The 10628-nt window shown below is 30.0% G+C and carries 16 protein-coding genes; 2 read left to right on the forward strand and 14 right to left on the reverse strand.

Features of this window, described 5'->3' with window-relative positions:
* Window positions 1-435: 435 nt before the first annotated feature.
* The 12 genes from GXK57_RS20365 to GXK57_RS20420 all read right to left on the reverse strand — a co-directional run bounded on the left by GXK57_RS20365 (window position 436) and on the right by GXK57_RS20420 (window position 7727).
* On the reverse strand, window positions 436-993 hold the full coding sequence (locus GXK57_RS20365) for a YdcF family protein (protein ID WP_160679864.1): 558 nt from the start codon (window positions 991-993) through the stop codon (window positions 436-438).
* A gap of 174 nt (window positions 994-1167) precedes the next feature.
* Entirely contained in the window at window positions 1168-1653 is a 486-nt protein-coding gene (locus GXK57_RS20370; RefSeq protein WP_160679865.1) for a hypothetical protein, read from the reverse strand.
* 68 nt (window positions 1654-1721) lie between these two features.
* Window positions 1722-2339 (reverse strand): class I SAM-dependent methyltransferase, encoded by a 618-nt coding sequence (locus GXK57_RS20375; RefSeq protein ID WP_160679866.1) that lies wholly within the window; start codon window positions 2337-2339, stop codon window positions 1722-1724.
* 145 nt (window positions 2340-2484) lie between these two features.
* Window positions 2485-3057, reverse strand: coding sequence for a hypothetical protein (locus tag GXK57_RS20380; protein ID WP_160679867.1), 573 nt, complete (start codon window positions 3055-3057; stop codon window positions 2485-2487).
* Between the two features lie 78 nt (window positions 3058-3135).
* Window positions 3136-3522, reverse strand: a complete 387-nt coding sequence (locus GXK57_RS20385; RefSeq protein ID WP_160679868.1) for a hypothetical protein — start codon at window positions 3520-3522, stop codon at window positions 3136-3138.
* A 92-nt stretch (window positions 3523-3614) separates the two neighbouring features.
* Entirely contained in the window at window positions 3615-3971 is a 357-nt protein-coding gene (locus GXK57_RS20390) for a hypothetical protein (protein WP_160679869.1), read from the reverse strand.
* A gap of 72 nt (window positions 3972-4043) precedes the next feature.
* Window positions 4044-4733 (reverse strand): tyrosine-protein phosphatase, encoded by a 690-nt coding sequence (locus GXK57_RS20395; RefSeq protein WP_160679870.1) that lies wholly within the window; start codon window positions 4731-4733, stop codon window positions 4044-4046.
* 64 nt (window positions 4734-4797) lie between these two features.
* Window positions 4798-5313: a GNAT family N-acetyltransferase gene (locus tag GXK57_RS20400; RefSeq protein WP_160679871.1), complete on the reverse strand. Its 516-nt coding sequence runs from the start codon at window positions 5311-5313 to the stop codon at window positions 4798-4800.
* A 457-nt stretch (window positions 5314-5770) separates the two neighbouring features.
* A complete protein-coding gene (locus GXK57_RS20405) occupies window positions 5771-5980 on the reverse strand; it encodes a hypothetical protein (protein WP_160679872.1) in 210 nt (69 codons plus the stop codon).
* Window positions 5981-6323: 343 nt separating this feature from the next.
* Window positions 6324-6761, reverse strand: a complete 438-nt coding sequence (locus GXK57_RS20410) for a hypothetical protein (protein WP_207710240.1) — start codon at window positions 6759-6761, stop codon at window positions 6324-6326.
* 138 nt (window positions 6762-6899) lie between these two features.
* Window positions 6900-7478 (reverse strand): hypothetical protein, encoded by a 579-nt coding sequence (locus tag GXK57_RS20415; protein ID WP_160679874.1) that lies wholly within the window; start codon window positions 7476-7478, stop codon window positions 6900-6902.
* Between the two features lie 48 nt (window positions 7479-7526).
* On the reverse strand, window positions 7527-7727 hold the full coding sequence (locus GXK57_RS20420; RefSeq protein WP_202127758.1) for a hypothetical protein: 201 nt from the start codon (window positions 7725-7727) through the stop codon (window positions 7527-7529).
* A 342-nt stretch (window positions 7728-8069) separates the two neighbouring features.
* Between GXK57_RS20420 and GXK57_RS26930 the strand changes: the two genes are divergently transcribed.
* Window positions 8070-8201 (forward strand): hypothetical protein, encoded by a 132-nt coding sequence (locus GXK57_RS26930; RefSeq protein WP_279285521.1) that lies wholly within the window; start codon window positions 8070-8072, stop codon window positions 8199-8201.
* Window positions 8202-8237: 36 nt separating this feature from the next.
* On the opposite strand, the gene GXK57_RS20425 is transcribed toward GXK57_RS26930, so the two are convergent.
* Window positions 8238-8546: a hypothetical protein gene (locus GXK57_RS20425; RefSeq protein WP_160679875.1), complete on the reverse strand. Its 309-nt coding sequence runs from the start codon at window positions 8544-8546 to the stop codon at window positions 8238-8240.
* Between the two features lie 471 nt (window positions 8547-9017).
* Window positions 9018-9218, reverse strand: coding sequence for a hypothetical protein (locus tag GXK57_RS20430; RefSeq protein ID WP_160679876.1), 201 nt, complete (start codon window positions 9216-9218; stop codon window positions 9018-9020).
* A gap of 422 nt (window positions 9219-9640) precedes the next feature.
* On the opposite strand from GXK57_RS20430, the gene GXK57_RS20435 reads away from it, so the two are divergent.
* Window positions 9641-10561, forward strand: a complete 921-nt coding sequence (locus GXK57_RS20435) for a DUF2268 domain-containing protein (protein ID WP_160679877.1) — start codon at window positions 9641-9643, stop codon at window positions 10559-10561.
* Window positions 10562-10628 lie beyond the last annotated feature (67 nt).

The following is a 10628-nucleotide window of genomic DNA, read 5'->3' on the forward strand; positions in this document are numbered from 1 at the left end:
TCGATATCACAATTTAAGTTTGGATTAGTAATAATATCAATGTTAGAATTACTGTCTCTTATTGCTTTATTAACTTTCTCAGAAAATCTATCTAAAAATAACTCTGCATAAATGAATTCTAATATCATTTCATTTTCAGAAGAATCTTATATATATATCAACGCTTCCACCTACTTTATAAATAGATTTCTAATTTGTTGCGTTTTATATTATCTTCCAATAATACCATTATACGTAATAAAAATAAAAATTAGGATATTCATACTTTTGTACTTTCTAACACATTCTTAATAAAGAAGAATTAAAAAGATTCAAGACAATTCAACTTGAATCATAAGAGATATGTTGTATTTTCACAACAGCGCTAATATTCCCATATATTAGTGCTGTTTTTGTCATGTTTTTATTCGCTATTTATAAAAATTGAGTATTACACTAAACCAACTTATTTATTTTATCTTCAAAATAACTTCCTATTTTCACCACTTCATTCATAACGATTCTAATACTATCTTCATTTAAAAACCAGTTATCCTTTGAGATTCCTCTTTTATCTATTATAGGAGAGATATAAAAATTTACACTTGAAGGAAAAACTGATTTGTATGTTAATAAGGCTCTTCTTGCATGATATGCTTTACACACTAAAATAACACTTTCAATTTGCATATCTAATGACTGTAATACATTCCATGAAAATTTAGCATTTTCAAATGTATTCTGTGCTTTATCTTCTTTTAAAATTGAATTTTCAGGTATACCTAAGTTAATTCCTATTGCTTTTAAATAATCCCACTCTGACTTATTATTAGGTAATTTAAAATTGGGTCCCCCACTTGGCAGTATATATTTAGCAAATCCACTTTTATAAAGTTCCACTGCTCTTTCCATAAGTTGATGTTGACTTGCTCCTGGTATTAAAATTACATCTGATTTCTTTATCTCAGATTCAGCAAATATAAATTCACTTATACAATCAAATGGATAATCCATTTACTTTTACCTCCAATTAATTCACCATAATATACAAGTATTAACTATTATTATATCTAAAATATTAACATAATTCCAAATCCTTGAAGGAAATATTGTTTATTATTTAAAATATATTATATCCTCCAAAGTAAATGGCTTTTCTGTTATATCGAGCAACATTACAGGGATTATTTAGATAGCACCAACTATTCCAGCTGATAATAATGCAACAACAGCACCAATTATAGTTCCTATAACAGCACCTCTTATATGATGCCACGGATTTCTATATTCTTTATCCATATCCTCAGTTCCTGGTATCCTTACTTTTTTACTATGGCAAAAAAGGCCAATGTCTAAAACTATCATGTCATAAATGTTCACAACAAAAAATAATATGAATACGTGGAAATATGCAGCTGTAAAGTCTTTTGCACCAGAGAAATATGAAACGACAGCAAGTACAATTGAAAAAATCAATAAAGCAATTAGTTTAACTGCTAAATGTGTTTTTTCTTTTGCTTGTATACTATCTTTATACTGTGGCAAACTTTCTACTCTTTCTCTAATTTCCTTAGGATAAGACATAATATGCTTAATTGGATCTTTGTAGAAAGGCGGTAATATAATTAGTGTAAATAATGCACATGCAATAATACATTCTACAAATAAAATCATTCCTTTATCTCCTTGTATGAGAATCATCATTAAATTATTACTAATATTACTTAACCTTAAATTTGAATCTAAGTTTTACAAATCAATACACATTCAGGCAACATTTCGCCCTCAATTACAGAACTATGGATTAAATAAAAACCTTTCTTACAGACAAATTCTACATATTCATTAGATTTCCACTTGTGAAAAGTATGGAATCCAACTCTTTCCATTAACCAAATTCGTATCCTATTAATTTTCCCGTCATATACAAAAGTCGGTGCAATCAGCAATCCTCCCTTTTTTAACACACGTCTAATTTCTGTAAGTACTTTATCAGGATTAGGCATAATATGAAGCGCATTTGCAATAATAACTGTATCAAACCTTCCATCCTCATATGGTAGATCCGTTGCATCTTGCACATAAAAAGCAATAGGTAAATTAGATGCTCTTACCTTTGCCTCTTCAATCATTTTCTCTGAAAAATCCGTTGCCTCCCAGGCAGCTACTTTCCTACATAGGGGAACTGAAAGTTGTCCAGTTCCGCAGGCCAATTCTAAAACCTGCATATTGTTATCCAGCGACTTTGATATAATTTCACATAATTCTCGATATAGTTTTGCATTTTTTCTTTCCTGTATTGGTGTATAAAATTTTGCAACCTTTTCCCAGAACTTTTTATTTGCAATTTCTTTATCCATATTACCTTATAGCCTTCTTTCTTAAATACTTACAATTACTATTTTATCACTCAACTTTAAGTTGGAATTTGTTGCTCTATTAGTATTTGCTAACATATTAATTAGAATTAGTTAGCTTCGTATTATAAGAATGTCCCATTATTTATTACTTCAATGATTTTAAGAAAGATTTAATAACATCCTTCCTATTATTTGAGGTTTCAAAATAAGGTAAGTCAAACTTTAAGCATTGTTCTTTTAGTAATTTACTTATTTCAACAATTGAAATACAGCTTTCCATATTTTCTTTATCAGATAAGTAATATGTGTAGTCATTTGGTGTATCGTATGTTTTTAACAGCTCATATCTTTCTTTAGCTGTAACCTCTGAGGTAACAAAGTAATAAATATCACAAATAGAATCATCTATATATTGCATGAAGTCCTGGGGTAAAAGTTGATAAATATCAATTACCATTCCATAATCAAGCTCATCATACTCACCACTGTCCATCATTGCACGAATAAATGGCGCCATTTTTGAACTTATATTAACAAGGTTATCACATGGTTGCATATCAGCATCAGAATCAATTCCAGTTTCAGGAAAGGTTTTTTCGATTCCTGCAATAATTGAGTCCATGCTAATATGTTGATAGCCGAATTTTTTAGAAACCATCTGTGATACTGTGCTTTTACCAGCACGTGGCACACCTGCAATAATTATATGTTTTTTCATGTTATCTCCTTTATATAGTATAGATATCTTAACTGCAAATTGGAATTTGTCAGTTTCGTATTATGCTTATTGGGTTTATCATATTGCAATCCACCAACACACTCCAAATTTGTCTATAACAGTCGCACAACACTTGCTCCATGGAACTTCCTGAATGGGATTTATAATAACACCGCCATTACTCAAAATATTAAAGGCATTACAAACCGCTTCCTCACTTCCCATCTCAAAAACATTAAAAGTCATTGTTTCCCATTTCATTTTGTGAACTATGTTTATGTCACAAGGGTTTGCTGCTTCTCCTAATGCTAAAAAACCTTCACCATTTACGGATAATTCACAGTGTACATAAGCAGTTTCGGTATCATTTTTCACTTCAAATGTAATTTCTGCGCCAAAAGCTTTGCAATACATTTCTGCCGCTTCAAAACTACTTTTCACATAAACCTGAGTATAATTTTTCATATTTTCCCTCCTATGCAAAATATAAATAATCCGCAGTTAAAACTGCTCGATAAATTACTATTTACATTACTAAATTTTAAATCAAAATCCACTTACCATACTTTTATAGTTTCAGTAAAAACTTCTTGTCCGTTTTTTTTAGCTATAATAGTTAAAGAGCATGGAATGAAACTAGTACCACTATATTCTGGTCTGCATTCATAGCCATTCACCTTTTCCTGCTTTAGCAATTCTTCAACCATATTATCATACCTATCCTTTAATGTAACTACTATCGGCGGCACATATAATGTATTATGAAGAACAGGTTGACCATTAAAACGCAACGGCATCAAATAAAGAGGCTCAAGAATCTTTTTCTTATATAATTCCTGAGCCTTTTCATTAGAATCAATATTGGCAAAATCTATTTTACTTATATCTTTTTTAAAAAAATCGAATAATCCCATATTTTAATCTCCTTTACAAACTATCATTTATCGTAAACTTGGTACAGAAACTCCGTCCCGCTGTAAATTAATCTATTTTCTTAACTTTCTTTTTAGTGCTATAATTTCATTTTCTTCTAGTCCAATTTTTATAAGATATTCTTCTATTGAATTGTATTTTTCATGGAATAGATCCAAAAATAACTCCATATACTCCCTCTTAGGTGTTACAATACCTAAGTCTATATTCTTATTTACTTGGCAATATTCAATTAATTCTTTCTTCAATTTATCCCATGAAGTTGTATAGTCAGTAATGATTTCTTCTCTTTTTACATTTGCAAGTAATAAAAGAAGAGCTGAAATAACACCTGTTCTATCCTTACCTACTGCACAATGATAAAGAGCTCCATCCTGTGTCTTTGCTAAAACCTTCATAACTTTATAAATTGATTTTTGCTCATCCACCATTTCAAAATATGATTTCGGCACAAGCTCCTCGCTTTTAGGAACCTCAGCTCCACCAAACATTGGACAATGATAGTAATTGAAATCTTTATTATTCATAATAGCATAAGGTTTTTTCCTAGCTTCCTCCTCACTTCTTAAGTCTATAATTGTTTTAATATTATTTTCTATTAATAAATTTATATCTTCATTTGATAAATTTAGTGGTGCATCACTACGTATAAAGGAATTTTCAAGTGTTACATCCCCTTCTTCTAACAAATACCCTCCTAAATCTCTTGTGTTTAAAGTATTTTTAAGTGTAAAATTCCCCATATCTTATCCCCTTTTTAATCTTTTTACTATGCTATTCAAAATTAATAATATAATTGTTTACTATCTATATGCTATATTTATATCGACGAATTGGTCGTTCAACACCTTGATAACTGCCAAGCCCTGCATATTCCATAACGAAGCCACACTTGTCCAACACCCTTTGTGATGCAATGTTTTCTTCAAGGCAAATTCCATAAATACTTGATATATTAAGCTGTTTCAATATCACTGGCAAAAAAGCAATTACTGCTTCTGTTGAATACCCATTTCCAGTATACTTTTTAGCTACATGATACCCAATTTCCCACCCATTCTCTATTTGTACTGCTTGCACATATCCAATGTTTTTTCCGTCCTTTAGTAACATTGGATATAAAAAAGGACCTTCATCACCTTGATAACAAGAAATAAGCCATTCTACAGTTTCACGTGCTTTATCAATAGTTTCAAATACTTCATCTGGAACAAAACGTCTATTATCATCATCTAATGAATTCAGATGTACACTTTCTATCATACTTTCATCTAGTTCAGTTATAAATAATCTATCTGTTTCTATGATTATTTTATTATTCATATTTTTAATTCTCCTATCTGAATTACAATTTATCAGCCTTGTATATTGTGTATAATAACATTTTTTATAAATATTGTATATTCCAATTGTTTTAACAACTTACTTATGAAACTGTATTTTTAGTTGTAAAAATAGCCTTAGTCAAGTTATAACAACGCCTAAGACTATACATTTCAATTACTATTGTTTATTGGTTCACCATTCATGATTACGAACTTCATAAATACTAAAGCTATAGACATTGCAGTATATAGTTTTCTATATTGGCGACAAAAAGCTGTGTCAACCAAATTACATTCAAGCCATCATCAAATCAAAAGACCGCAGATTAAGAACTTACTCTTCTTAATTTGCGGTCTACCAATATTCAAAAATTAGATTCCGTAAAAAAACAGTTGATTATACGCAAAGATATTAAATAACCCTAAGGTAGTATAATATCTTATACTTTTCACCACTATTCTATATGTTCTATATTTGACTTTCTTATTATCATAATAATATTAAATACGATTAACGCAATAGAAACCAATGCAAGAACTGTATAACCTACCTTTAATGGAAAAATCATTGACTTTCTCAGCAAAAAGTATATTAATCCCATAATAAAAATAAAAAAAACAGCCATAGATAAAGATATATAATTCATTCTTATGTCTTTATTCATGATTTACTCTCCATTTAATATAATTTGTTATATCTTTAATTACTCCTAAATCATACAATTAATTGTAATTATATCATTTAGGAGTAATTAATACCATATCATTTTTGGTTATTTGAAATTTCTAATACCATTCTTATCTGCAATATTCAATTTTAAAATAGTATTATCAATGTAGACAGTTCATCTAGTTACACTTAGTTATTTTTATAGTGCAAATCGTTTTTTATAGTATTCAAATTTTTATAAAACAAACAACTGTATTTTTCATTCTAAATTTTTACTTTATTAAATTATAGCTCTGTTAAAATACCATATTGAAATTATAAGTGAAAACTTATTTATATTAAAACCACAGCTCATATAATGCCATTGCTTTTCCATTATCAAACTCAATCACCTTAACTATCTTAAATCCCGCATCTAAATATATTTGCTTTACTACTTTTTCATTATTTCCAGTATCTAATCTAATACATCTAACCCCATATTGTTTACATTCCTTCTTAATACATTCAAGAACCTTACATGTCATTTTCATGTGAGCATATGGCCTACGCACACAAAACTTGTGCAAATATGCAGCTTCATACCTTGGTGAATCCGGCCACCATTCATTGTCTTGCCATTGAAGAATAAAGCTGCAAACATCCTCACCATTGACACTTCCAACATAAAAATTCTCTGCTTGAGCTTCATCAGTAATTAATTGTTCCGCAGAAAGCCACTCATCTAACCAAACACGTAAGCCTCTACTTCTTCCCCATTCAGCAACTTCTCTCATAATTTCTATGGCTCTATTCACTTCATTATTTCGTATTTCTAAATCACAGATTTAACCTCACCCCTTTTAAACTGGAACTTGTGAGCTTAGCATTTTGCTTTATTATCTTACTGCAGATTGCAAAGCAAAGCATTTGCATCACAATAAACTTTTTATAGCTCTATTTAAAACACTATCCCAAGGTCTTGACTCAATCACTGTAATGCCATTTTGATTACAAGTATCTACGATCCACTTTCCATATGCAATGCTTATTTCCGCTCTGTAATGTTGCAAATCGCCGCCTTCTCGTGATAAATAATTCTGCAATATTTGATTTTTGTCTGATTCCTTCACAAAAATTGATTTTACCTCTGGGTTATGGAAAGATTTTGTAAATTCAGGATTGATAAAATCTCCCTCAATAATGATAGGTAATTTATCTTCGAGATGCCTGTTTACAAGTGCTTTCAATATTGGAATCATTTCTTTGCTTACATCAATCAACCAGTTTACATTACCTTCGACTCCGATGCTTTTCCAACTTACACCAGTATCCCAATAATGTATTGCAGGAAAACTTTCTTTTGTTGTGACTGTTTCTACAGATAGGTGAACATCATCTACTTCCAAGACATTCACACCATAGAATCTAGCAATTTCATAAGCTATGCTTGATTTTCCTATTCCTGAAGCTCCACCAATAAATAAAACTGTCCAGTTTCTATCATTATTCAATATTTGACCTCCTCTACAAATTGGGATCACACTTGTCCCAATCAGTATCTATATATAATTTAATACATCTAGCGGTTTCTCGATTTGTTTAAAGTTTTCTTTTCTGCCTGATGGTTGGAAAGTTCCATCTTGTAAATCCAAAACTGCTTGGACTGCAATCATTCCTAGTTCTTTAGCAGCTTCTATTTCAAAACTTCCTCCATCTTCCACATAAACGCATTCATCAGCTTTTACCATCAATTCATCCATGGATCTTTTTTTAGCTCCATTAAATAGCTAATACTTTTCATTGCTATTACCCTTGAAAATAAAAATACTCTCACCATATTTACAAGGTAAGAGTTTTCATCATCATAATATATATTTGAAAATACTATTTTATACTTTAATTATTTAACTAATACGTTAATATACCAAGTTATTTTTAGTTAAGACTTGTTTGGTAAAAAGTCAATTTTATATTTACAAAGACCTCTAGCTATAGGGTAACACAAAGGAAATTATAAGTCTAGTAAATTGTACAAATACTGGTAAAATATTAATTAACTCGCGAGAATATGTAATTCTATAACTATAATAAGGAGACATATAATGAGTGAATTTATATCTGTAAAGAATGTAAGTAAAGTCTATAACATCTTTAAAAAAGAACCAGGTTTGATTGGTGGTATTAAAACTTTAATATCAAGAAAAATGGTTTGCTTTGTTAATGAAATACCATGATCACGTACCAGTATATTTACTGTATTAAGTACAAAATCAACTTCTAGAGAGTCGCTTAAGACATATATTAAAATCTGTTTTGTTTAAGCATCCAAGATAGTTGAAAGGTACGCTTTCTGCACATTCACACAACCAGCTTATATTCAACAAGTTATTATCTCGTCGAATCATTTTCTGAATTATTTTGAACTTTTCTTCTGGCTTTGCTTGTTCTTCCATTGCGCCTGTTGGTTTATAAAATTTATTTTTTTTAAATTCATTTTCTTGTTTTAAGTATTTAACTTGGTGCTGCAAGCGTGCAATTTGCTCATCTGTGTGGAATTTTTTTTGTTTATGGACGTCCAAATGAGCCTTTTCTCATGTCGTTAAATCCATCTTCGCGTTTGCTCATATTCCTAAAGCGTCGAGATATGTTATCAATTCTTTGTTTTCCTAAAGCAATAGTATCAAAGCCACAGTTTCTTAATATCTCTGATGGTAGTTTACCGGATTAATATTCTGATACAAAATATGCTCTAAATTCTTCGGAGTATGTTATGGACTTTGAGCTGGCGCTCTTTATGTAAGGATTCTTTAATACATTTTCTAATTGTTCCTCTGTAAAATAGTTTTTTCCTATTATAATCAACCCCTTTAAAATAGTTTACAATAAAAAAAGATCCTATAAAATAGAATCAATTGAAAACCGTGTCTTGCACGTTTTTTTAACTGTCTATTCTATAGGGTCTATTTTACATATTGATGCTGCCTCTATTTTGTTATTTAAGTGTATTATGAACGATAATTTATACTGACATACAAATTAGATTTGTAGGTTTATTTTTTAGTGTTTTTGATTACCAAATTATACAAAAGAACTGCTACAATAACAATAACCGCACCACCAATAACCCTTGCAATCCAAAAATTTATCTCCATATTTTCTAATATTTTATTTATAAAAAAAGCAATTCCAACTGCTACTACTATGAAGATAATCCATTTTACTATGTAATTATTTGAATTGTTTTGTTCCATAATTCACCTCGTAATTTTTTAATATACAAATTTCTATTTATCCAATTCATCATATGCCACAAGTATTAATTATAATTATATATAGGAATTCCATAAAATACAAATATTTCAAAAATAATTTTTATATGCTATTTAAAGTAAATTATATCTTCCATAGTAAAGGGCTTATCTGCTATATCCATTAGCATTGCAGTGGTTAGATCTTCCTTCTTATATTTGAAGGTTTCACAGAGGTTTAAATATGACCCTAATATGGTCAGCATATAGTATACATAGACAGTATATGACTTGTTACAATGTGAGCCAATAGTAAAATTAAAAATGTATTCTGGTCTTTTGTACATCTACAATTTGTTTTATAGAATATATTGACATTCACGTTACGTCATAGTTTACATTAATATTACAAGGGAGATGATTAAATGAATATTACACTAATGCGTTCAGATGAAATTTATAAAAAAATGATGAATTCACCAAAGGAAAAACGTGATGACATTTATCGCTATGAAATGATGAAGCCTTTTGAATTTAAGTGGTCTTCCATTAATGTACCCATAAAATCATCACAAAAAGGTGGTTATGATGTAGTTATAGCAAGTAATATGTTTGGATTTTTAGCCCCATCAGAGGTAGATGATAAACAAAAGAAAAACATCGAGATGATTTCAGACCCAAATTTATGGCGTGCTTGTGAAAATACAATTAAAAATTCCTTAGAATGTTTTATGAAAGTTGGGTATGAGTTGCCTGTAAAAGATTATTTATTTTCAATTTTACTTGGTAATCCTAAAAGCCCATATATGTCTATGAATGATGGTTATTGCGGTGATGGAGGTATCCCAGGATATATTTTTGTATCCCTGGTTCCAAATGAGTATACACTTAAAAGACTTCCTGTAGCCTTGGCACATGAATGTAATCATAATGTGCGTTTTCAATTTGAAAAGTGGAAAAATGATATTACATTAGCAGAGATGATGATTAGTGAGGGTCTGGCTGAAAACTTTGCCACCTCAATATTTGGTGAGGATATGATTGGAACTTGGGTAAGTAAAACGGATATGGAAACTCTTAATAATTATATCAAGCCAATTATTAAAGATGGCTTAAATGCAACTGGATTTGAGAATATTACAGCGTATCTTTATGGTGATGAAATGGCTCAGTTACGAGGCTTTTTCCCTGTAGGACTTCCATATTGTGCAGGATATGCTTGCGGTTATCATATGGTTAAGCATTATCTAAAAAAGACAGGAAAATCAATTGTAGAAGCTACTTTAACACCTTCAAGTGAAATTATGAAGGAAATAGAGGATTTTTGGGATGAAGACTCAATTTAAAGCAGTAAATGAAGGCTCTGTTAAAGTACTGTGTTGAAATTAAGTGGTCAGTCATCCGATGCTTAGA

The organism is Clostridium sp. C8-1-8 (assembly GCF_009928445.1).
GTDB lineage: Bacteria > Bacillota > Clostridia > Clostridiales > Clostridiaceae > Clostridium_AR.